This is a genomic window from Collinsella sp. CLA-ER-H4 (genome assembly GCF_040092395.1).
Classification (GTDB): Bacteria; Actinomycetota; Coriobacteriia; order Coriobacteriales; family Coriobacteriaceae; genus Collinsella.
In genome coordinates, this window is record NZ_JBBNLQ010000004.1 from 34,045 (window position 1) to 55,631 (window position 21,587).

Sequence of the window (21,587 nt, forward strand, 5' to 3'; positions counted from 1 at the left end):
CGCTCGGAATCCATGGCTCAACAAAAAACGGGCTTCAAAATGCCATGCGTCGCCGCATTGCGCAGGCGCCGAGCATGGCTATTTGAAGCCCATTTTTTAGGCCTACTTAGAGGCCAAAGGCGGATAGGATAAGGCCCCAGCCGGCGCCGATGACGTACATCATGACCAGGAACACGGCGTTTTCACGAGCGCTGCGGTTGGTGCGAAACAGGACCAGGTAGCCCACGCCGGCGGAAATGAGCGTGCCGGCGAGCATCGGCGCCAGCTGTAGCGCGCCCTCCAGGTACAGCTGCGTAATGACCACGCTGGCCGAGCAGTTGGGGATCAAGCCGACGAGTGCCGAGCCCAAGACGGCGAGCGTCTCGTTGCCACGCAGGAACTGCTCGATCGCGGACTCTCCGAAGGTCTCGAGCACGGCAACTAGAATCAGCGTCACCAGGATAATAAAAACCGAAACCTGCACGGTGTGCGAGATCGCGCTGCGGATAATCGACAGGACGGGCGCACCTTCGTGGGAGTGACCGTGGTCGTGCCCATGGCCGTGGTGGTGCTCATGCTCGCCTGCGTGACCGTGGTCATGGCTGTGTCCGTGGTCGCGCTCGTGTTCATCTTCATCATCATCGCAACCGCAATGGTCGCGCTCGCACAACTCGTGGATGTGGTCGGCGCTCACGCCCGCCTCGGCCACTTCATCAATGATGTCGCCCCCGGTATGGTCGTCGTGCGCGCAGTTCACATGAGCCGGATTGGCAGCGGTCCCCAGCACGGTACGGCGAATCGCCGCATGCGCGCGGGCATTACGACGAAGGCCGCGGATAGCCGCGTCCACGATAAAGCCCGTGACCAGCGCGATCAGTGCCTTCGAAGCCAAAAGCATCGCCATGGTCTGCACGGGCACCTGCTCGGCGAGCAACAGCGGCAGCATCTCATCGGAGGTCGAAAGGAACACCGCCACCAACGTGCCCAAGGTCACGACACGACCGGCATACAGCGTGGCCGCCATTGCCGAAAAGCCGCACTGCGGCACCATGCCCAGCAACGAGCCAACCACGGGGCCCGCGGCACCGGCGCGCTTGATGGCCCCGTTAACGCGGTCGCCCGCGACGTGCTCCAAGGTCTCGAGGGCCAGATACGTCACCAACAAAAACGGCACCAGCGAGAGCGTGTCCTTGCCGGCGTCGAGCAGAATATCAATCAGCAAATCCATGACGGATGGAACCTTTCGTGTCTTTCGGCAGCATTGTAAAAGTCCTAGCGGTCAACTAGGGTATTGTAGTTGTCCTAGGCGTGGTGCCAATAGTTGCCCATGGTAAACTATCATCTCGCCATAACTCAATGCCACCGAGCCGCGCGACACGGCCCGTCCAAGGAGCAGTTATATGAACGTTTCACAAGCACTCGAATACGAGCGCCAGCCGTTTATTCCCATGTTTATCTATGGCGATCACGGCGCCATGGAGTCCGAGCGCCAGAAGGGCGAAGAGGCCCTTAAGGTGCTCGAAACCGAGTACTTTACCGCCGAGGGCGACCCCAGCTTCGACTTTGCCACCGTGCGCGACCTGGCTGACCGCAACCGCGACCTGTGCGACCAGATTGGCGAGGCACGCCTGCGCAACGTGACGCCCGCGACGCTTTCGCGCGGCCTGTCCGATGCCGACACCTGCGCCGCCATCGGCAAGATGCAAAAGCGCACCGCCGCGTCCGTTATGCGCGAAATCCGCGGCGACCGCGACGCGCTCGGCGTGGCCTACGCCCGCAAGCCCATCCAGGGCACCGTGCTCGGTATCGACATCGAGACCACCGGCCGTGCACCCGAGCGCGGCTACATCATCAACGTCGGCTGGGAGATCATGGAGCTCACCAGCGACGCCGTCCCGCACGACGCCGAGGCACACTACTGCGGCCTGCCCGATATCTACCGCGGCGAGGATGTGCCGTTGTCGAATATCCACCACATCACCTGGGACGACATCGACGGCAAGAAGCCGTTCCGCGAGAACAAGGAGCTGCAGAAGCAGCTGCTCAAGCTCATGAAGAAGTACCCGTACATGGCGCACAACGCCGCCTTTGAGGACAGCTGGTTCAAGATCCACCTGGACGGTTACGCCGAGGCACGCCGTGCCGGCAAGATCATCGTCATCGACTCGCGCCAGATCTGCCGCAGCCTGGATGCCGACGTCCGCTCGCTCCCCCGCGAATCCGCCCCCGCCGCGCTCGAGAACTGGGCGCGCCGCCGTGGAACCCTCGCCGCCGACGCCAACGAGCAGCACCTGGGCCTGGACGACACCGACCTCATGCTCCGCACGGTTCAGGCCGAGTTCAACCTCAAGAACCTATTCGCGAAATAACCGATCCATCTGCGGGAGCGCCTGCCAGGCACAGCGCAATCCGTCTGGGCACACCGACACGCAGTAAACTAGGGCGCAGCCTTATGGCTGCACCCTAGTTTTCATCAAAACGAGCAAATACGCGTGCTTCACATAGTCGGCAGGTTGGCCCACCTACATTTTTCGAGTTGTTCGGCCAGCTGAACCACTAGTCAAGGCCCCTTGAACCGCAATCGAAGCTAAAATCGCCTTAATTTCGCAACCAAGCCCCATAAATCTACCTGAATCAATTCGAATAGGACGTTGCGATCGCACCTATTTGTATAGGATAAGGCCGAATAACTCAAATTATGTTGGTGAGGCATCTGAGCGGTCGGCAAAAACGCTTAGAAGCTACGAATCCGCAACTAAAGTTCATCAAAAAGGGGCAGCCGGCAGAAACCTCCCCAGCCAAAGCTGCTCCCTCAATACGACAGCTCAAAAACCCACCGTTCGCAGAAGATAAGCCGCGCCCCAATACCGTTGCCCGAAGTTTCGGGCGTATGCGGCGTCCGCTATGCCATCATGCGCGTATGGGAATCATTCTGTCACATACCACGGCACGCGCTGTATACCAAACAGCCAACTCGCTCGCAAGCTACGCGACCGGTCCCATACCTATGGAAAAGATCAGGGTGTCTGCGCCGACCACGTCCGACCTGGAAGCGGCACGAGCATGGCTCAACAGAAAGAATGTCGATTCTGAACGTATCCATGTGCTGACGTTTTCCAATAATGCCAAAAGGCACCGCAAGGGCTGCATCTGCCACTGCACGCACTATACGTTTGATGCAGAAAGCTACCTAGAACTCGAGCCGAACGTCTACATCGTCGATATCAAGCTGTGCGCGTTAGAAGCAACAGCCGACCTCAACCTTTCGGAGCTCGTTGAGTATTACTTTGAAATCTGCGGCTCCTACGCGCTTGGAACGTCCGACGAAACTCAATATCGCGAGCGCCCAGCCCTAACCAGCGTTGAAGAGCTCAGAGCCTTCTTTTCAGAGGCACCGGGGTATCGTGGATCTAATAAAGCACTTAAGGCACTTTCTTATGTACACGAAGGCTGTCGCTCCCCACTCGAAACGGCGTTTGTCATGATGCTGACAATGCCCAAGTCAATGGGTGGCTTAGCCATACGCGCTATCAAAACGGATTATCCGATCCCAGTCCCCAAAAGATACGCCGCCCTAACGCGACGGACGGTTTTCTACCTCGACGCGCTGCTCGAAAATTCGATGACCGATATCGAATACAACGGCTTTTACCACGACGAACCCGAGCAGCAATCAATTGACGAGGAGCGCCGAAACACGCTGCGAAACATGGGATATGCCGTTATCACAGTTAATCGTCATTCGTTTTTCAAACAGTCCGCTTTTAAACGGGTCATGGAAGCGATTCGCATTCGCGAGAAGATATGGCCCGGTCGACTCCCGGATAACTTCGCCATCCTGCAAGAAACTCTTCGTCAATTTGTCTTGCGGCGCTACTTCGAATACGGTCGCCGCGTCCTGGAGACACTCAAAGAAGAAGAGGCCGCCAAGCGCGAAATTGCAAGCCAATATCCGCAAGCTGATGACCCGAGCATCAACGATGTGCCCGAACCCGACGACATGCAACACGTCGGGGCCCTTGCTGAGGAAATCAATGGGGCTTGGGAATGCGACACGTTCGCAAAAATCGATGAAAACCGCACGGAAGACGACACGATTATTGATCTAATTGAGAATTCGCTCTTCTAAAGGCGATCTCTGCGGATGTCCACCTACATTTTTCGACTTATTCGGCCACCGATGTGCCAGATTGGCTGCAGCAATGCTCAATATAACTTTAGATAAAACTGATTCTGCAGGAACTCCCGTAGAGGAAGAACTGATTCTCGCGGTATTTGACACGATAAAGTACAAATATGAACAGTTCTAATGCTTCTCAAGGTGGCTTTCTTAGCATGCTAGCCGAACATCTCGAAATATGTTGGCGAGCATTGCGTCGATGTCTCCCAACCCACAGAAAATCGCAGAGGCGGCAAGCAGTCATCGAAATTAACGCAAATTGTATTGACATATGAACATACACTCATATAATCGGAAGCAAGTTATATGAGCGCATGTTCATATGAAAGGATATTGCAATGAGCATCCGCGTTGATGAAACGAAACCCGACATCGAGGCCACCGAACCCGCGATCCCCACCACCTGCTCGCCCGAGGACCTTCCCGACGAGGAGCTTCTCTACGACCTCGCCGACCTGTTCAAGGTCTTCAGCGACACCACGCGCATCAAGATCCTCTATGCCCTCATGGGCCGCGAGCTCTGCGTGGCAGACATCGCCGAAGCGACCGAAACCTCGCAGTCGGCAGTATCGCACCAGCTGCGCACACTTAAGCAGTCGCACCTGGTCAAGTTCCGCCGCGACGGCCGCAACATCCTCTACTCGCTTGCCGACGATCACGTCTACACCATGCTCAACCAGGGCATGAGTCATATCTGCGAATAGCAACCAACCACGGTACCAGCGCGGGCTGCACCCAAGCCGCAAATACAGAGAAAGGAACCCACCATGAAAAAGCAGTTTAAGCTCGACGAGATCGACTGCGCCAACTGTGCGCGCGAGCTTCAGGACGAGCTGGCCAAGCTCGAGGGCGTCAAATCCGTGTCCGTCAACTTTATGACCCAGAAGTTGACGATCGAGGCCGATGACGCCGAGTTCGACGAGGTGCTCAACCGCGTTGTAGAGTTTACGGCCGACGCCGAGCCGGACTGCGAGATCATTCTCTAGCCCAAGCTTACGCCAACCTGCAAGGCCGCGCTTGCCGCGGCTTTTGCTCGCGAAATTATATGAGCGAGTGTTCATACATTCAAATGGGAGGATACGAGTCATGGCCACCGCCGACCCCAAGAAGAAAAAGAAGAAGCGCAAGAAAAAAGAGTCACTCGAGCATAAGCGCAACCGCATCCTGGTAGCGCTGGGCATTTTTGCCGTGGTGTACGCCCTCGATGAGCTCGGCACCCTCACTGCCGCATTCGGCACCCCGGGCGACATCTACGCCAGCTTCGCACTGTTCCTCGTGCCGTTTTTGATTGCCGGCTACGACGTGCTCCAAAAGGCATACAACAACATCCGCCGCGGCAAGGCGTTCGACGAGAGCTTCCTCATGGCCGTCGCGACCATCGGCGCGTTTGCCATGGTGCTCTTCCCCGACACCGATCCGCACATGGCCGAAGGCGCCGCCGTCATGCTGTTCTACCAGGTCGGCGAGCTGTTCCAGACATATGCCGTGGGCAAAAGCCGCAAGTCAATCAGCGCCATGATGGACATCGCGCCCGACTACGCCAACGTCGAGCAACCCGACGGCACGCTCGAGCAGGTCTTCCCCGATGACATCGCCGTCGGCACCGTGATCGTGGTCAAGCCCGGCGAGCGCGTGCCTATCGACGGCGTCATCGTCGAGGGCGAAACCCAGCTCGACACCGCCGCACTCACGGGCGAGTCAGTTCCCCGCCCCGCCAAGTCCGGCGACGACATCATCAGCGGCTGCATCAACATGACGGGTCTCATCCACGTGCGCACCACCAAACCCTTTGGCGAGTCCACCGTCGCGCGCGTCCTGGAGCTCGTGGAGAATGCCAGCGAAAAGAAGGCACGCACCGAGAACTTCATCACGCGCTTTGCCCGCATCTACACGCCCGCCGTCACCGGCGCTGCCGCGGTACTCGCGCTCGGCGGCGGCTTGGTCACCGGCGCCTGGTCCGACTGGATCCTGCGCGGTCTGACCTTCCTGGTCGTCAGCTGCCCGTGCGCGTTGGTGATCAGCGTGCCGCTCAGTTTCTTTGGCGGCATCGGCGGCGCCTCCAAGCTGGGCGTTCTCATCAAGGGTTCTAACTACCTCGAGACGCTCGCCGACGTGGACACCGTCGTCTTTGACAAGACGGGCACCCTCACCAACGGCACGTTCTCGGTGGTCGCGGTGCACCCCGAGTCTGGCTATACCGAGCAGTCGTTGCTCGAGGTCGCAGCCCTTGCGGAGTCGTTCTCCGATCACCCCATCGCGCAGTCCGTGCGCGCCGCCTACCATGGCGAGGTCGACCCCAAGCGCGTAAGCGACTCCACCAACGACGCGGGCCATGGCGTGACGGCAACCATCGACGGCAAGCACGTCGTCGTTGGCAACGCAAAAATGCTCGCCGCGACCGGAGTCGAAGCGCCCGATTGCGAGGTCGTCGGTACGATCCTTCACGTGCTGGTCGATGGCATCTATGCCGGCCACATTGTAATTGCCGACACCGTCAAGGCCGATGCCGAGCAGACGATCAGCGACCTGCACGCCGCCGGCGTCAAGCGCACCGTCATGCTCACGGGCGACCGCGAGGAGGTTGCGGCGTCTGTGGCCAAGCAACTCAGTCTCGACGAGTTCCACGCGCAGCTGCTGCCGGGCGATAAGGTCGAGCGTGTTGAGGCGTTGCTCGCGGCCGAAAGCGGCAAGGGCAAGCTCGCCTTTGTCGGCGACGGTATCAACGACGCACCCGTGCTCACCCGCGCAGACGTTGGCATCGCCATGGGCGCCATGGGCTCGGACGCCGCAATTGAGGCGGCGGACGTCGTGCTCATGGATGACAAGCCGTCCAACATCTCCCGCGCGATCCGCGTGGCGCGCAAGACCATGTCGATTGTTTGGCAGAACATCATCTTTGCGCTGGGCATTAAGTTGCTGATTCTGGTGCTTGCGGCACTGGGCATCGCCAACATGTGGCTTGCCGTGTTCGGCGACGTAGGCGTGGCGATCATCGCCATCCTGAACGCCATGCGCGCGATGGGTGTCAAGAACCTGTAGCGTTCGTGAACTGTCCGGCCGGGACCGGGCTTGGTTTTGAAAACGTCCTCACGCATGAGGCCCGCCTTTCCTGCTCTTGCGGAGCAACGGAAAGGCGGGCCTCGCGCTGTGGAATGTTTTCAAGACCAAGCCCGGTCCCGGCCTGCGGTAACATCGCAGGCGGTTCTTGAGCATCGCTTGCTGGCAGGGTTCCTTTGCTGAAATGGACTTGGCCGAAAGGACCGCTGGTCCCAGTCGCTGGTTCGCGCTTTGCGTGAACTCCGCGCTACTGTGGGACAGTTAGGCTTCTGTTGTTGGACCCGCTACATCTTCCCGGCCCAACATCGCCCGTAGCTTCTCGAAGCTTTCCTCGCTCAGGCAGTGCTCCATGTGGCAGCCCTCTTGCGAGGCAACCTCGGGCGTTACGCCTGCGTCCTCTAGCAACCCCACAAAAAAGCAATGGCGCTCCCACATTTGACGGGCAACCTCAATACCGCGTTCTGTCAGATGAACGTCGCGCTTGCCCATTTCGACATAGCCGTTGCTTTCCAGCGTCGCCATGGCCTTGGAAACGCTCGCCTTGGTTACGCCGAGGTACTCCGCAACGTCGATCGAGCGCACGATGCCCTGACGTTCCGACAGAACGTAGATCGATTCGAGATAGTCTTCTCCGGATTCACGTAGGGCCATGGGCCGCCTTTCGCGATGATTGCTAGTTAGCCTTTGGATACTTTCCACGACTAACTTTACCGCAGAAGTTGCCCATGTCTTACTACTTTGCCTAAAAGTTAGCCGTGTTTCACAAAACGTGCGGGACGAAAACAAAATGGGGACGCCCCGCAAGGAGTGTCCCCAGGTGCCAGGTGCCGGCCCGCAGTTACATCAATCCAAAGTGCTTCGCGGCGTTGTAGATGCCGTCGTCGTCCACGGCAGTCGTCACATAGGTCGCCGCAGCTTTCACCGTGTCCTGTGCGTTGCCCATGGCCACACTTGTGCCCACGGCCGAGAACATCGACAGGTCGTTTTCGCCGTCGCCAAAGGCGATCGCCTCGCTCGCGTCGATGCCCAGGCGCTCCAGCGTCGCCGCCACGCCCAGATCCTTGCCGCCGTTGGCGGGAATAATGTCGCAGAACAGGTCGCACCAACGCGTGGTGAGCGAATGCGACACCGCATCAGTCACGATATGCTCGTCGGCCGGATCAACAAAGGCGCAGAACTGGTAGACCGGTGCGTCAAAGGCGTGCTCAAACGGCTCCTCGTGGTAGACGATTCCCGCGTTGCTGCCAGCCGTCACCACGCGCTCGGACAGGCGGTTCACAAACGAGTTCTCGCCCTGCATGCACAGCGAGTCGTAGCGCCCCTGCGCCACCTGGTCCACAATCACCGCGACGTCGTCCGAATCGATCGGGCAGCTGCGGTAAACCCCCTCGGCATCAAAGCAGTGCTGGCCCGAAAGCGTAATGTACGCATCCCAGCCCAGGTCGAACAGCCAGTCCGGCATCTGGTAGGTCGGACGGCCCGTGGCGATCACGCACGCGATCCCCTGCTCGTGAAAGCTGTCGAGCGCCTGCTGCGCCGACGCCGGAATCCGGTGGGTCTTAAAGCTCAGCAGCGTGCCGTCGATATCGAAAAACGCGGCTTTGATCATTCTCGCCTACTCCTCGCCCTCGAGCTTTTCGCTCGCCTCGAGCCACGCCATCTCCAGCTCGTCCATGGCAGCGTGAGCCTCGTCGATCTTTGCCTGCTGCTCGCCGAGCGCCGTGTAGTTGGTGGGATCGACTTGGGCCATCGCGGCCTCGGCCTCCTCAACGCGGGTGCGCTGCGTCTCCATCTTGCGCTCGAGCGAACTCACCTCGCGGCGGAGCTTCTGGCGCTCGGCGTTGGACAGGCCGTTGGGCTGACCGCTCGACTTGGGCTTTTCGGCCGCAGTTGCCGCGGCACCGGTGTCGAACGTGCCGGTCTTGGCGCTCGGCGCGCCCACGGGCTCGCCCTCGGCGGTAGCGTTGCACAGGCGCAGGTACTGGTCCACGCCACCGGGCATATGCGTCAGGTGGCCGTCGAGCAGCGCCCACTGCTGGTCGGTCACGCGCTCCATCAAAAAGCGGTCGTGCGTCACCAGGATCAGCGTGCCGGGCCAGCCGTCCAGCAGGTCCTCGACAATCGCGAGCATGTCGGTATCCAGGTCGTTGCCCGGCTCGTCCAGGATGAGCACGTTGGGCTCGTCCAGAATCGTCAGCAACAGCGACAGGCGACGGCGCTGACCGCCCGAAAGATCGCCGATGCGGCTCCAGAGCTGCTGCGTCGTAAAGCCCAGACGCTCGCAGAGCTTCTCGGGCGAAGTCTCCTTGCCGTCGATGACGTAGTACTTCTTATAGTTGCCGAGCACCTCGCGGATCGTGTCGTCCATGTAGGGCTTGAGCTCCTCGAGCTGCTGCGACAGCACGCCAAAGCGCACTGTCTGGCCAATCTTCACGCGGCCGCGCGTGGGTTCAATCTTGCCCTGGATCACGTCAAGCAGCGTCGACTTGCCAGCGCCATTCTCACCCAAAAGACCATAGCGGTCGCCCGCACCAATGAGCCAGGTCACATCGGAGAGCACCTGCTTGGGCGCGCCGCCGGCATCCGCATAGCCGGCGTCCACGTCGACCACGTCGATAACCTGCTTGCCCAGGCGGCTCACGGCGAGGCGCTTGAGCTCCAGCTCGTCACGCACGGGCGGCACGTCGGCGATCAGCTCGCGAGCGGCATCAACACGAAACTTGGGCTTGGTGGAACGCGCCTGGGCGCCGCGGCTCAGCCACGCGAGCTCCTTGCGCGCCATGTTGCGACGGCGCTCCTCGGTAACCGCGGCCATGCGGTCGCGCTCCACGCGCTGCAGGATATATGCGGAGTAACCGCCCTCGAAGGGATCGACCTGGCCGTCGTGGACCTCCCACATACTGGTGCAGACCTCGTCCAAGAACCAGCGGTCGTGCGTGACCACGAGCATCGCGCCCTGGCCGCGCTGCCAGCGGGCCTTTAAGTGACGCGCGAGCCAGTTGATGGTGCGCATGTCCAGGTGGTTGGTGGGTTCGTCGAGCATGAGCACGTCATAGTCGCCGATCAGCAGGCGCGCGAGGTCCACGCGACGGCGCTGGCCACCCGAAAGCTCGCCCACCGTGCCCTCCCAGGGCACATCGCTAATAAGGCCGGCCAGAATCTGGCGCGTACGCGGGCTCGAGGCCCACTCGTATTCAGGCGTGTCACCGACGACGGCATGATGCACGGTGTCGGTATCGACCAGGTTATCCTTTTGGCCGAGCAATCCAATCGTCGTGCCGCGGCGGTGCGTCACGCGTCCGTCATCGGGCTCCAGCGTGCCGGCGAGCACGCTCAGCAGCGTCGACTTGCCGTCGCCGTTTTTACCGACGATACCAATGCGGTCACCCTCGCCCACGCCGAGCGTCACGCTATCGAAAATATGCTTGGTGGGAAACTCTAGGCTGACGGAATCGCATCCCAAAAGAATCGCCATATGCCCTGCTCCTTCGTAGAAATTCAACGTTGTCCATGATAGCAGCGAAAAGGCGGGCCGCACACGACACAAAAAGGCGGGCCATCTCCCACAAGAGATGACCCGCCTCTCCAATCAGTCCCGTGGCGACCGTGGCCACCGCGGGCCTCAAGCATGTCCCGGACTAGGAGAACATGCCGGTGAGGTAATCATTCAGCCGCTTGTCCTTGGGCCGTTGGAAAATCTCGTCAGTCTCGTCGTACTCGACCATATCGCCCATGTAGAAGAACGCCGTGCGGTTGGACACACGCGACGCCTGCTCCATGTTGTGCGTCACGATGACGATGGCGCGGTCGGCAACGATCGACGACATGAGGTCCTCGATCGCCAGCGTCGAGATGGGGTCGAGCGCCGAGCAGGGCTCGTCGAACAAGATCACGTCGGGGTTGAGCGCCAGCGTGCGCGCGATGCACAGGCGCTGCTGCTGACCGCCCGAAAGCGCATGGGCGCTCTTGTCGAGCTTGTCCTTGACCTCGTCCCACAGCGCCGCGCCGCGCAGGCTCTCCTCGACCATGCGGTCGAGCTCGTCGCGGTCGGTGATGCCGTGGCGCTTAGGCGCAAACGTGATGTTGTCGCGAATGGACTTGCGGAACGGGTTGGGCTGCTGGAACACCATGCCAATGGAACGGCGCAGCTCGTAGGTGTTTTCGGTCTTGGTGTTCACGTTGCGCCCGCGATAGTTGATCTCGCCCTCCACGCGGCAGCCGCGAATCTCGCGATTCATGAGGTTGAGGCTACGCAAGAAGGTCGACTTACCGCAGCCCGAAGGCCCAATGAGCGCCGTGATCTCGCCCTTGTGGAAGTCGAGCGACGTATTGTGCAGTGCATGGTGGTCGCCATAGTACACGTTGACGTCCTTGGTGGAGAGCACGACCTCGTCGCTCACGGCCTTGCCGCTCACGCGCACGCGCTTCTCGCTCTCCCCCACGCTCGACAGGAAGTCCTGGGTCTCGGACGATGCCGCTTCGGTTGCGGGCGTTGCATTCATCTCGCTCATTCGGCCGTCATCCTTCTTGCCAGTTGCTTGCCCACGATACGGGCGACTACGTTAAACAGCAGCACGCAAATCATCAGCAGCGCCGCGGTGCCCCAAACAATCTGCTGGGCCTCGGGGCTGCCCTCGCCATAGATCTTGTAGATGTGCACGGCGAGCGACTCGCCGGGACGGAACACGTTCCAAGCGCAGGTGGGGCTCGACAGGTTAAAGCTCAAGAAGTTCAGGCGAACCGGCGAGCTCATACCCGAGGTAAAAAGCAGTGCTGCGGCCTCGCCAAACACGCGACCGGCCGAAAGCACGATGCCCGTCACGATGGCAGGCATGGCCTCGGGGATCAGGATGTGCAGCGTGGCCTCCCAGCGAGTGAGGCCCATGGCCAGGCACGCATCGCGCTGGGCCTGCGGCACGTCCTCGAGTGCCTGCTGGATCACGCGCACCAGGATGGGGATGTTGAACATGGTGAGCGCGACGGCGCCGGAGATGATGGAGTACTTCCAGCCCAGCTGCACCGAGAACACCAGAAAACCGAACATGCCGACAACGATGGAAGGCAGCGAGGACAGCGTCTCGATGGCGGTGGAGGCAATGTCGCGGACGGGTCCGTCGGGTGCGTACTCAACCAAAAAGACCGCGCCACCCAGGCTGATGGGCACCGAGATGATCAGGGTGATCAGCAGCAGGTAGAACGAGTCGAACAGCTGGTAGAGCACGCCGCCCTGCGTTCCGTTGGCGCGCGACGGCTCCGTGAGAAAGCCCGGCTGGAACAGCGTCGAGATGCCCTCGAACAGGATATAGGCCACCATGGAGACGACGATGAGCATGACGATGGCGACGATCGCCGTCAACACGCCCGTGGCGAAGCGGTCCTGCTTTTGGACACGCCCGAGCCTCGCCTCGTCGATGTGGATACGCGTGCTAGCCACGAGCCTTCGCCCCCTTGCGGCCGATAAGGTGGATGATCAGGATGAAGATGAGACTCATGCCCATCAGCAGCAGGCCGAGCGCCCACAGAACATCGTCTTGGGCCGAGCCCTCGGCATAGACTGCCATGGACGTGGTGAGCGTGGTGGTGATGGTCGAAGCCGGCGACAGCAGCGACGTCGGCATGGCCTCGATGCCGCCGATGACCATGCGCACGGCGAGCGTCTCGCCAAAGGCGCGGGTCATGCCCAAGATAACCGCGGTCATGAGCGACGGCATGGCGGACTTGAGCACCACGTGCCAGATGGTCTGCCAGCGGGTGTAGCCCAGCGCGAGCGAGCCCTGGCGGTAGCCGTCGGGCACGGCGCGCAGGCCATCGACCGAAAGCGTGGTCATCGTCGGCAGAATCATGACCGCCAGCACGATGGCGCCGGGCAAGATGCCCAGGCCCGTGCTCACGTGGAAAACGCTCTTCATAAGACCGACGACCACGTGAAAACCGATCAGGCCAAAGACGACCGAGGGGATGCCGGTCAAAAGCTCAATGAGCGGCTGAAAGATCTTAGAGCCAAACTTAGGGCTAATCTCGACCGCAAAGATGGCAGAGCCGATGGCGATGGGCAGCGCGATAAGCGTGGAGAGCACCATGACCGCAAACGAGGTGACGATCAGGGGCAGGGCGCCGGTATAGGGCAGGCCGTTTTCGGCTGTGTTGGCCAGGTCCCACTTGGTGCCGGTGAAAAACTCGACGACCGAGACGCCGTCCTTGACAAAAGCCGAGAGGCCCTTTTGGGCGACCATAAAGATGAGCGCGGCAACGACAAGCGTCACGAGCGCTACGCACGCGCCCGTGACGCCCAGGCCCACGTTCTCAAGGTCGCGCTTTGGCAGCTGTTTTGCCATTGCAAACCTTTCCGGGGCGATTACTTATTTAGCAGAGACCTTGCCGCTGGCGTCCTTGACGACCTTCATGGCAGAGACGGGGATGAAGCCCTGCTCCTCGACGAGCTTGCCCTGGACGTCGTCGGAAAGCATGAACTCCAGGAAGGCCTTGGTGGCCTCGTCGGCGTCCTTGGAGCAGTACATGTGCTCGGTAGCCCAGATCTTGAAGGAGTCATCAGTGACATTCTTGCTCTTGGGCTCGACGCCCTCGACCTTGATGGCGTTGAACTTGGAATCGTCAAAGTGCGAGAAGTCGAGGTAGGAGATGGCGTTATCGGTGCTGCCCATCTGAGTCTGGACGTCGCCGGACTTGTCGAGCTCGGCGTCGCCCTTAAAGTCGACGGCCTCATCGCCAAAGACGGCGGCCTCGAAGGTGGCGCGGGTGCCGGAGCCGGCCTTGCGGTTGAGGACGACGATGGTGGCGTCGTCGCCGCCGACCTCCTTCCAGTTGGTAATCTGACCGGAGAAGATACCCTTGAGCTGCTCGAGGGACAGGTCGTCGACCTTGACGTTCTTGGAGACGACGGGGCCCATGCCCACGACGGCGACCTCATGGTCGACGAGGTTCTTGACTTGATCGGCCTCAAGCTTGGTCTCGGCGAAGACGTCGGAGTTGCCGATGGTGACGGTGCCGGCGGCAACAGCGGTCAGGCCCTTGCCCGAACCGTTACCCGAGCCGGAGACGGAGACGTCCGGGTTGGCATCCATGAACTTCTCGGCAGCGGCCTCGACGAGAGCCTGGAACGAGGAGGCGCCGTCGTAGGTCACCTCGCCGGAGACGGACTCGGCAGCAGCGGCGCTACCCTTGTCGGCGGCGTCGGATGCGCCGGAGCCGCCGCAACCAACGAGACCGAGACCGACGATGCTGGCAAGACCACCAGCGAGGCCGAGGAACTGACGACGAGAATAAGCCTGATCGAGCATGATCTTCCTTTCATACATGCGACTCGCGGGCACCCCGCCCGCTTTGCTGTTTGGAAAGATACGGCCCCGATCGGGCGACGACCGCCTTATCTGCGGTTTCTTACGGGCTATTGATAGACCCTTACCGCAAGCTCTGCCCAGCCTTTACAAACGGATAACAATCCAGCGCCGAACATGGCGCACCTTTTACACCAAAGGAACGTCCCCAATGACTACCCCACCGCAACAGAAAAAGCCCGGGCCGAAGCACCGGGCTCGTAATGCAAGTTTGTATCCAAGCAGGATATAGGGGTTTCCCAGGTGCCCGAGATTGCCCCGAAAGAGGAGCGCCGCGTACTTTGGTACGCAAGCGACGGTTTGAGGGGCAAGGTCGGGTGCCTGGGGAAGCCCTACAGCTCAAGTTCGTTGAGGCGCAGGATCGCCACGATATAGATCTTGAGCGCCTGTTTAAGCTGTTCCTCGTTGGCGCACTCGTTGGGGCCGTGCATCTGACCGCCCCATGCGGGCAGCTCCAGGCCGGTCTCCTCGGGGCCAAACGATACGGCGCGGGCAAAGTTGCGCGCGTACGTGCCGCCGCCCATGGCAAAGGGCTCAGCTTGCTTGCCCGTAAACTCGTTATAGGTATCGATAAGCGCCTTCACGGCCGGATCGTCGGCAGACACCGAGAACGGCACCTTCGCGCGACCCAGCTGGCACGTCACGCCAAAACGGCCCACGAGCGGGTCGAGCTGCTCGCGGATAGTATCGGCACTCGAGCTGTCGGGGAAGCGCACGTCGATGACCTGCTCAATATGGCCATCCGCCACGCGGATGACGCCAGCGTTGCAGGTAAGCGGGCCAAACGCCGGACTCGTCGCATCGATACCCAGGCCGCGACCATAGGCATCCGCATGCACAAAGGCCAGGAACTTGACGAACTCGTGCTCGGCAGGCGTCAGCAGACGTTCGTCGCGTGCACCAAACGCGTCCTCGGCCTCGCGCAGATACGACACGATCAGGCCGACGGCATTGATCGTTCCCTCGGGCATCGAAGCATGGCCACCGATACCGTGGGCGAAAATCTGCGCATGGCCATTATCAAGCGCCGTAATCTCCAAGCGGTCGGCGTTCTCGACCGGCGCCGGCAGCTCATCAGCGGCAATCGCGAGCTCGCAGATGGACTGCGACGGAATGGCGTTGCTCGCCTCGGCACCGCTCCAGGACACAATGCGCCCGCCGTCGATCTTGGGGCTCACGAACGTCGCCCCAAACTGGCCCTTCTCGGCATTGCAGACCGGGAACTCGGCATCGGGCGTAAACAGAAAGTCGGGATTCGCGTAGTTCTCCAGATAATGGTGAACGTCGGACATGCCCACTTCCTCATCGCAGCCCAGCAGCGCGCGGAAGGTGTAGCGCGGAACGATGCCGTGCTTGAGCAGGTAGGCGCCGGCGTAGAGCGACAGCACGGCCGGACCCTTGTCGTCGATCACGCCGCGGCCGAGCAGCCAGCCCTCGCGACGCTCCATCGCAAACGGGTCGGTGTTCCAGCCGGGGCCGGCGGGAACCACGTCCACGTGGCAGATAGTCGCGAGCTGTTTGTCGCCGCGGCCCGGGATATCGGCGATTCCCACATAGCCCTCGTCATCGCTCGTCTGGTAGCCGAGCTTTTGCGCGATACCGAGCGCGCAATCGAGCGCATCACGGACCGGGCGGCCAAACGGCGCGCCGGGCTCCGCATCGGCAGAAACTGCCACGGACGGATAACTCACCAACTGCTCGATATCGGCGACGACATCCTCCCAGACCTCGTCGACATACTCGGTAACGCTCTGCTCCACCTGATTCATGGACGACCTCCTTACCAATGAGCGACGGGTACGCCCGTCCCTCACATTACGTCTATTAGATAGCGAAAAGTTTAGCAAGCTCGGCCACCGAGTGCACCACTGCATCGGCACCCGCCGCCTCGTGCTCGCCCGGCGCCGCCGCGCCCGAATAGATACCAATGCACGGCACGCCCATTGTGTGTGCGCCCTCCACATCGTTGAAGCGATCGCCGATCATCACGGCCTCGTCCGCGGTCGCACCCAGGGCCGCCAGGGCATCGCGGACCGAATCCGCCTTGGTCTCGCGCCCCTGCGGCGGATTCATGCCGACCACGGCCTCAAACTGGCAAATCCCCAGCTCATGCACCATATCGATGCACTTCGCCTCCATGCGAGACGTCGCGACCGCCATGCGATGCCCCTGCGCGACAAGGCCATCGAGCAGCTCGGGGATTCCGTCGAACACGGGATACTCTTCAGGTCCCAGCTCATCAAAAAAGGCACGGTACTCGTCAGCCACCACAAGCGACTCCTCGCGGGAGAAGCCATAAAAGTCGTGAAAGCTCTTCCACAGGGGCGGCCCGATCATGCGGCGCAGGTCACCCATCTGCGCCTCCGAAAACCCGCGCGCGGCCAACGTCTTGCGCGTCGAGGTCATCACCGCCCGGCCCGTATCGGCCACCGTGCCGTCAAAATCGAACAGCACAACCGGCCGCTCGCATAGCTGCAATGCCGCCATCGGCATCCCTCTTCCCCAGTTGATGATTTCCACACCGTCACTTCAAACTGTTGACTATTCAACAATTGAACCTAGCAATGTAGAGCAACTCCACTATACTTGTCGCACTTTGCTCTAAGAAGGCGGCGCGCAAGCGCCCCAACGAAAGGTGCAATTATGTCTTTTGCCATCATAACCGACTCCACGTCGGACATCTCCCCCGCCCGCGCTCAAGAGCTCGGCATTTACGTGATTCCGCTGCATGTGATTATCGAGGGCGAGGACCTGCTCGACCAGGTGCAGATTACCGCCGAGGAATACGTCGCGCGCATGGCCGGCTCCGAGCAACTGCCGCACACCTCGCAGCCGAGCGCCGGCGAGTTCAAGGCACTCTTTGACCGCGTGCGTGCTGACGGCCACGATAGCGCGATCTTTATCTCGCTGTGCAGCGAATGGTCCGCCTGCTATTCCAACGCATGCCTGGTCGCCGAGACCCACGAGCTCGACGTGCGCTGCATCGACTCGCGCACCGGCTCGGGCGCCGAGGGCCTGCTGGTGGAGTACGCGCTCGCCATGCGCGAGGACGGCCGCAGCCTAGACGAGACCGAGGCGCGGATCCGCGCGACGCTGCCCGACGCCCATCTGCTACTGATTCCGCGCACGCTCGAGAACCTGGTCAAGAACGGCCGCGCGGCCAAGCTCGCCGGCCAGCTCACGCAGATGCTCAACATTCGCCTGGCCGTTTCGCCGGAGTGGAAATCGGGCGAGATCAAGGCAATCAAAAAGGGCCGCGGCGCCAAGCGCATCGTTGCCAACACCATGGCAGATTGCCTCGCATTTTTGGCCGAGTATCCGGGCTCCAGCGTGCGCGTGCTCACGACCGGCGCCGCCGAGGAGCAGGAGCTTGTCAACGAGGCACTCGCGGGTCAGGATTACGTAGACGCCGGCACCGGCCCCATCGGCTGCACCATCGCCACCCACGTAGGCGTCGATGCCATCGCCATCAGCTACTGCCCCCGCTACCAGCCCATCCACTAGGGGCACCTTTACCACTTGCGGTGGAATAGGGACTGTTTTTGGCTTATCAGCCGCAAATCAATCCCTATTCCACCGCAACTTAGAAGCAGTTCATTTGGGACGGGGCTAAAAAGACTGGTATCAAACGTTTCAGACCAGTCTTTTTAGCCCCGTCCCATTTTAGCTACTCTACATCAGCCCGCTCAGGGCGATGTCGACGGCCTCGTTGAGGTCGTCGGTAATGTGTACCAGATCCGGATCGAGCGGGCTGATCATACCGGCGCCCATCACCGGGCCGTTGAGCCAGTCGAACAGGCCCTGCCAGTACTCGCTGCTCACCAGCACGAGCGGCATGCGCTTGACCTTGTGTGTCTGCACCAGCGTGAGTACCTCGAACATCTCGTCGAGCGTACCAAAACCTCCGGGAAACACGATGGCGCCCGAGCTGTATTTGACGAACATGGTCTTGCGCACAAAGAAGTAACGGAAGTCCATGCCGAGGTTCACGTATTTATTGAGCCCCTGCTCGTGCGGCAATTCAATGCCTAGGCCAACTGACTTGCCGTTGACACTCGCCGCTCCCCTGTTGGCCGCTTCCGTGATGCCGGGGCCGCCACCGGTGATGACCGCCACGCCACGTTGCGCGATCTTGCGCCCGACGGTACGCGCCGCCTTGTAGAGCGGATCGGTCTTGGGCGTGCGGGCGCTACCGAAGATGGTCACCGCAGGTCCGAGCTCGGCCAGCGCGCCAAAACCATCGACGAATTCTGCCTGAATACGAAGGACGCGCCACGGATCGGCATGCAGCCAATCGGTCGACTCCTCGGGCGCCAGCAGGTTGGCGTAGGTGTTGTCCTTAGGAATCATGGGGCCGCGCATAACCACGGGGCCGCGGCGGTACGTCTCGTCGTAGGCAGGCTCGCCCTCGACGTTCTCGTTCTTAATCATGGGTGCTCCTATCGAGAAAAAGAAAAACGGGCGGGGTCGACGCCATGCGCCAAACACCCGCCCGAGCATCAACTATTCGGTATGGTACCCACGATGCATCAAGCACTTGCAAGCTATCGGTCAGCGGTCGCGCAGCCGATGCCGGCGCATGCGATGCCCGGTGCCGGTTGTGCACGGTCGATTGGCACGTGGCCTCGACACCGCGCAAGCGCACCCGCAAGCGCGCCCGCAGCTCTTAGTAATCCACCGCCGCAGGGCTGTTCATCCAGTCGCTCACGAACGCACCGTAACGGCCCTCGATAATGGCCTGGCGAGCACGCTGCATAAGGTTGAGCAAGTAGTAGATGTTGTGCATCGACAGCAAAATGCCGCCGAGCATCTCCTTCTGCGTGACCATGTGGCGGATGAGCGCGCGGCTGTAGCCGCCCGTGCACACCGGGCAGGTGCAGGTGGGATCGATGGGGCCATCGTCGTGCGCAAAGCGGGCGTTGCGGAAGTTGAGGCGACCCTCGCTGGAGAACGCCGTACCCATGCGGCCCGTGCGCGTCGGCAGCACGCAGTCGAACATGTCGATGCCCACGCCCACGCCGCGCACGAGCGTCGTCGGGTTGCCGACGCCCATCAGGTAGCGCGGCTTGTGCATGGGCATGTACTCGCTTACGAGTGGTGCCAGGGTCTCGAACATGGTCTCGTGGTCCTCGCCCACCGAGTAGCCGCCAATGCCGTAACCGGGGAAGTCGCCGCACTCCTCCAGATGGCGCAGCGAGCGCAGGCGCAGATCTAGGTGCATGCCGCCCTGAACAATGCCAAAGAGTGCCTGGTCGTCGCGGGTATGCGCCTTATAGCAACGCTCAGCCCACATGCTCGACAGCTCAACGGCGCGCTCAACGTAGGCGCGCGTGGCGGGATAGCCCGGGCACTGGTCGAGCTGCATGCAGATGTCGGAACCGAGCTTCATGGCGATTTCCATGTTGTCCTCGGGCGTCCAGAACACATGGCGGCCGTCATAGTCGTTGACGATAAAGCGCACGCCCTCGTCGGTGAGCTTGACGGCATCGTTGTGGCTGAACACCTGGAAGCCGCCCGAATCGGTGAGGATAGGGCCGTGCCAGTTCATAAACTTGTGCAGGCCGCCCAGCTCGGCGATGGTGTCCTCGCCGGGACGCATGGACAGGTGATAGGTATTGGCAAGCACGATCTGGGCGCCGAGCTGTTTGACGGTCTCGGTAGGAATGCCCTTGACGTTTGCCTTTGTGCCCACGGGCATGAAGATCGGCGTCTCGATGTCGCCGTGCGGGGTGTGCAGCACGCCGGCACGCGCATGCGTCGTCGGATCCTCGGCGATCAGATCGAATTTAAAAAGGCTCTGGTCCATAAACTGGAACTCCTTGGTTGCGGTTCATACGCAAACCATTATACGGGCAACCCGCAAGAAGCACCGACTCGACAGAAACTGGTGCAAAGGAAACCTGCCCCCTTGCACCAATGCACCAATGCACCAGGATAAAAAATGATCCGTTTTCCTCCGTCCCCAACGGATCATTTCCGACAGCCACAGCAACGCCGATGTTATGGCACCGACAGCGAAAACCCGCCAAAGCGAGCAAGGTGCCTTGAAACAAGGCGGCATTGACCTTCTGGTCATGCCGCCGAAGTTGAAAGACAGATTGCCGCTCTGGCGGGTTTGCAGCGTCAACTGGTTACGCGGTTCGTAGAACCGCGTAACTGCTAGGGCCGCTGGCCCATGCCGCCCTCGAGGGTGACGGTCTCGCCGTTCATGTACTTAAAGTCGGGACCGCAGAGCTGAACGACCACGCGGCCGATTTCCTTCTCGACGTCGCCGTAGTGGCCCGCCGGCGGCATGTGAACGTTGGCCTTGAACGCCTCGGGGTAAGCATCCTGGAAGTTCTCGAGCGCGGCAGTCCAGGCAAGCGGGCACACGATGTTGACGTTGATGCCGTCTTTGCCCCACTCGTTGGCGGCAACGCGGGTCAGGCCGCGGATGCCCTCCTTGGCGGCAGCATAGCTGCACTGGCCATAGTTGCCAAACAGGCCGGCGCCCGAAGCAAAGTTGACCACGGATCCCTTGGTCTCCTTCAGGTGCGGATAGGCCTTCTGCATATACAGATAGGTAGCATACAGACCGGAGTAAATGGCCAGGTTAAACTGGTCCATGGTGTGATCGGCGATGGTCACGCCCGAGGCGCTGGCCTGAGCATTGTTGACGACGGCGTCGATGCGGCCGAACTCCTCAATGGCCTTGTCGATGACGTTCTGGACGACGGCTTCGTTGTCCTGACCAGCCGAGACATCGGCCTGAACAGGCAGAACCTTGACACCGTACTCGGCCTCGAGAGACTCCTTGGCGGCCTCGAGCTTGGCGACGTTGCGGCCAGTGATGACGAGGTTCGCGCCCTCCTTGGCAAATGCGATATCGATGCCGTAGCCGATGGAGCCAGCAGAACCGTCCTTAAGCGTGGCCTTGCCGCCGCCGGTGACGATCACGGTCTTACCAGTGAAAAGTCCCATACATAGTCCTTTCAAATCGCGACGGGCACGCCCGCCGACTGCGCGCATCCAACTTC

General features: G+C 61.0%; 20 protein-coding genes. 7 read left to right on the forward strand and 13 right to left on the reverse strand.

Annotation, left to right across the window (positions count from 1 at the left end):
• Positions 1-106 precede the first annotated feature (106 nt).
• On the reverse strand, positions 107-1,207 hold the full coding sequence (locus AAAX34_RS04430; protein WP_349110136.1) for a putative manganese transporter: 1,101 nt from the start codon (positions 1,205-1,207) through the stop codon (positions 107-109).
• 172 nt (positions 1,208-1,379) lie between these two features.
• Here AAAX34_RS04430 and AAAX34_RS04435 point away from each other — a divergent pair, with 172 nt between their 5' ends.
• The 5 genes from AAAX34_RS04435 to AAAX34_RS04455 all read left to right on the forward strand — a co-directional run bounded on the left by AAAX34_RS04435 (position 1,380) and on the right by AAAX34_RS04455 (position 7,198).
• Positions 1,380-2,348, forward strand: coding sequence for a hypothetical protein (locus AAAX34_RS04435; RefSeq protein ID WP_006235437.1), 969 nt, complete (start codon positions 1,380-1,382; stop codon positions 2,346-2,348).
• 638 nt (positions 2,349-2,986) lie between these two features.
• Positions 2,987-4,108 carry a hypothetical protein gene (locus tag AAAX34_RS04440; protein WP_349110138.1) on the forward strand — a complete coding sequence of 374 codons (1,122 nt, stop codon included), beginning with the start codon at positions 2,987-2,989 and terminating at the stop codon, positions 4,106-4,108.
• Positions 4,109-4,497: 389 nt separating this feature from the next.
• Positions 4,498-4,863, forward strand: a complete 366-nt coding sequence (locus AAAX34_RS04445; protein ID WP_055285819.1) for a metalloregulator ArsR/SmtB family transcription factor — start codon at positions 4,498-4,500, stop codon at positions 4,861-4,863.
• Positions 4,864-4,926: 63 nt separating this feature from the next.
• The gene (locus AAAX34_RS04450; protein WP_349110140.1) at positions 4,927-5,145 is read left to right on the forward strand and encodes a heavy metal-associated domain-containing protein; all 219 of its coding nucleotides are present in this window, start codon (positions 4,927-4,929) and stop codon (positions 5,143-5,145) included.
• A 100-nt stretch (positions 5,146-5,245) separates the two neighbouring features.
• A complete protein-coding gene (locus AAAX34_RS04455) occupies positions 5,246-7,198 on the forward strand; it encodes a heavy metal translocating P-type ATPase (protein ID WP_349110142.1) in 1,953 nt (650 codons plus the stop codon).
• Positions 7,199-7,477: 279 nt separating this feature from the next.
• Here the strand turns inward: AAAX34_RS04455 and AAAX34_RS04460 are convergent, their stop codons facing one another.
• From AAAX34_RS04460 to AAAX34_RS04500, 9 genes are all read right to left on the reverse strand, one after another.
• Positions 7,478-7,867: a metal-dependent transcriptional regulator gene (locus AAAX34_RS04460; protein WP_349110143.1), complete on the reverse strand. Its 390-nt coding sequence runs from the start codon at positions 7,865-7,867 to the stop codon at positions 7,478-7,480.
• A gap of 187 nt (positions 7,868-8,054) precedes the next feature.
• A complete protein-coding gene (locus AAAX34_RS04465) occupies positions 8,055-8,825 on the reverse strand; it encodes a Cof-type HAD-IIB family hydrolase (RefSeq protein ID WP_349110144.1) in 771 nt (256 codons plus the stop codon).
• A 6-nt stretch (positions 8,826-8,831) separates the two neighbouring features.
• Positions 8,832-10,691 carry an ABC-F family ATP-binding cassette domain-containing protein gene (locus AAAX34_RS04470; RefSeq protein ID WP_195239470.1) on the reverse strand — a complete coding sequence of 620 codons (1,860 nt, stop codon included), beginning with the start codon at positions 10,689-10,691 and terminating at the stop codon, positions 8,832-8,834.
• A gap of 163 nt (positions 10,692-10,854) precedes the next feature.
• Positions 10,855-11,727 carry a phosphate ABC transporter ATP-binding protein PstB gene (gene pstB / locus AAAX34_RS04475; RefSeq protein ID WP_195239469.1) on the reverse strand — a complete coding sequence of 291 codons (873 nt, stop codon included), beginning with the start codon at positions 11,725-11,727 and terminating at the stop codon, positions 10,855-10,857.
• Positions 11,724-12,650: a phosphate ABC transporter permease PstA gene (pstA, locus tag AAAX34_RS04480; RefSeq protein ID WP_195239468.1), complete on the reverse strand. Its 927-nt coding sequence runs from the start codon at positions 12,648-12,650 to the stop codon at positions 11,724-11,726. Before pstA ends, pstB begins: the two co-directional genes overlap by 4 nt.
• Complete coding sequence (gene pstC, locus AAAX34_RS04485; protein WP_006235426.1) at positions 12,643-13,551, reverse strand: phosphate ABC transporter permease subunit PstC; 909 nt, start codon at positions 13,549-13,551, stop codon at positions 12,643-12,645. The genes pstA and pstC overlap by 8 nt, the downstream gene beginning before the upstream one ends.
• Positions 13,552-13,575: 24 nt before the next feature.
• Entirely contained in the window at positions 13,576-14,514 is a 939-nt protein-coding gene (locus AAAX34_RS04490) for a phosphate ABC transporter substrate-binding protein (RefSeq protein WP_349110147.1), read from the reverse strand.
• Positions 14,515-14,903: 389 nt separating this feature from the next.
• The gene (locus tag AAAX34_RS04495; RefSeq protein ID WP_349110149.1) at positions 14,904-16,340 is read right to left on the reverse strand and encodes a M20 family metallopeptidase; all 1,437 of its coding nucleotides are present in this window, start codon (positions 16,338-16,340) and stop codon (positions 14,904-14,906) included.
• A 55-nt stretch (positions 16,341-16,395) separates the two neighbouring features.
• Positions 16,396-17,058: an HAD hydrolase-like protein gene (locus tag AAAX34_RS04500; protein WP_349110150.1), complete on the reverse strand. Its 663-nt coding sequence runs from the start codon at positions 17,056-17,058 to the stop codon at positions 16,396-16,398.
• 156 nt (positions 17,059-17,214) lie between these two features.
• Between AAAX34_RS04500 and AAAX34_RS04505 the strand changes: the two genes are divergently transcribed.
• The gene (locus AAAX34_RS04505; protein WP_349110152.1) at positions 17,215-18,075 is read left to right on the forward strand and encodes a DegV family protein; all 861 of its coding nucleotides are present in this window, start codon (positions 17,215-17,217) and stop codon (positions 18,073-18,075) included.
• A 168-nt stretch (positions 18,076-18,243) separates the two neighbouring features.
• Here AAAX34_RS04505 and AAAX34_RS04510 read toward each other — a convergent pair whose 3' ends face one another.
• Both AAAX34_RS04510 and tgt read right to left on the reverse strand, forming a co-directional pair.
• Positions 18,244-19,002: a TIGR00730 family Rossman fold protein gene (locus AAAX34_RS04510; RefSeq protein ID WP_349110154.1), complete on the reverse strand. Its 759-nt coding sequence runs from the start codon at positions 19,000-19,002 to the stop codon at positions 18,244-18,246.
• Positions 19,003-19,237: 235 nt separating this feature from the next.
• Positions 19,238-20,377: a tRNA guanosine(34) transglycosylase Tgt gene (gene tgt / locus AAAX34_RS04515; protein WP_349110156.1), complete on the reverse strand. Its 1,140-nt coding sequence runs from the start codon at positions 20,375-20,377 to the stop codon at positions 19,238-19,240.
• Positions 20,378-20,573: 196 nt separating this feature from the next.
• Here tgt and AAAX34_RS04520 point away from each other — a divergent pair, with 196 nt between their 5' ends.
• Positions 20,574-20,717, forward strand: a complete 144-nt coding sequence (locus AAAX34_RS04520; protein WP_349110158.1) for a hypothetical protein — start codon at positions 20,574-20,576, stop codon at positions 20,715-20,717.
• Between the two features lie 13 nt (positions 20,718-20,730).
• Here the strand turns inward: AAAX34_RS04520 and AAAX34_RS04525 are convergent, their stop codons facing one another.
• The gene (locus AAAX34_RS04525; RefSeq protein ID WP_006235414.1) at positions 20,731-21,531 is read right to left on the reverse strand and encodes an SDR family oxidoreductase; all 801 of its coding nucleotides are present in this window, start codon (positions 21,529-21,531) and stop codon (positions 20,731-20,733) included.
• Between the last annotated feature and the right edge of the window lie 56 nt (positions 21,532-21,587).

What these genes read in the sequence shown, in the direction of transcription:
- AAAX34_RS04440 (WP_349110138.1), top strand. Translation starts at nt 2,987, where the DNA reads ATGGAAAAGATCAGGGTGTCTGCGCCGACCACGTCCGACCTGGAAGCG.
- AAAX34_RS04525 (WP_006235414.1), bottom strand. Translation starts at nt 21,531, where the DNA reads ATGGGACTTTTCACTGGTAAGACCGTGATCGTCACCGGCGGCGGCAAG.
- AAAX34_RS04505 (WP_349110152.1), top strand. Translation starts at nt 17,215, where the DNA reads ATGTCTTTTGCCATCATAACCGACTCCACGTCGGACATCTCCCCCGCC.
- AAAX34_RS04460 (WP_349110143.1), bottom strand. Translation starts at nt 7,867, where the DNA reads ATGGCCCTACGTGAATCCGGAGAAGACTATCTCGAATCGATCTACGTT.
- AAAX34_RS04445 (WP_055285819.1), top strand. Translation starts at nt 4,498, where the DNA reads ATGAGCATCCGCGTTGATGAAACGAAACCCGACATCGAGGCCACCGAA.
- pstC (WP_006235426.1), bottom strand. Translation starts at nt 13,551, where the DNA reads ATGGCAAAACAGCTGCCAAAGCGCGACCTTGAGAACGTGGGCCTGGGC.
- tgt (WP_349110156.1), bottom strand. Translation starts at nt 20,377, where the DNA reads ATGGACCAGAGCCTTTTTAAATTCGATCTGATCGCCGAGGATCCGACG.
- AAAX34_RS04430 (WP_349110136.1), bottom strand. Translation starts at nt 1,207, where the DNA reads ATGGATTTGCTGATTGATATTCTGCTCGACGCCGGCAAGGACACGCTC.
- AAAX34_RS04520 (WP_349110158.1), top strand. Translation starts at nt 20,574, where the DNA reads ATGGCACCGACAGCGAAAACCCGCCAAAGCGAGCAAGGTGCCTTGAAA.
- AAAX34_RS04435 (WP_006235437.1), top strand. Translation starts at nt 1,380, where the DNA reads ATGAACGTTTCACAAGCACTCGAATACGAGCGCCAGCCGTTTATTCCC.
- AAAX34_RS04500 (WP_349110150.1), bottom strand. Translation starts at nt 17,058, where the DNA reads ATGGCGGCATTGCAGCTATGCGAGCGGCCGGTTGTGCTGTTCGATTTT.
- AAAX34_RS04490 (WP_349110147.1), bottom strand. Translation starts at nt 14,514, where the DNA reads ATGCTCGATCAGGCTTATTCTCGTCGTCAGTTCCTCGGCCTCGCTGGT.
- pstB (WP_195239469.1), bottom strand. Translation starts at nt 11,727, where the DNA reads ATGAGCGAGATGAATGCAACGCCCGCAACCGAAGCGGCATCGTCCGAG.
- AAAX34_RS04465 (WP_349110144.1), bottom strand. Translation starts at nt 8,825, where the DNA reads ATGATCAAAGCCGCGTTTTTCGATATCGACGGCACGCTGCTGAGCTTT.
- AAAX34_RS04510 (WP_349110154.1), bottom strand. Translation starts at nt 19,002, where the DNA reads ATGATTAAGAACGAGAACGTCGAGGGCGAGCCTGCCTACGACGAGACG.
- AAAX34_RS04470 (WP_195239470.1), bottom strand. Translation starts at nt 10,691, where the DNA reads ATGGCGATTCTTTTGGGATGCGATTCCGTCAGCCTAGAGTTTCCCACC.
- AAAX34_RS04455 (WP_349110142.1), top strand. Translation starts at nt 5,246, where the DNA reads ATGGCCACCGCCGACCCCAAGAAGAAAAAGAAGAAGCGCAAGAAAAAA.
- AAAX34_RS04450 (WP_349110140.1), top strand. Translation starts at nt 4,927, where the DNA reads ATGAAAAAGCAGTTTAAGCTCGACGAGATCGACTGCGCCAACTGTGCG.
- AAAX34_RS04495 (WP_349110149.1), bottom strand. Translation starts at nt 16,340, where the DNA reads ATGAATCAGGTGGAGCAGAGCGTTACCGAGTATGTCGACGAGGTCTGG.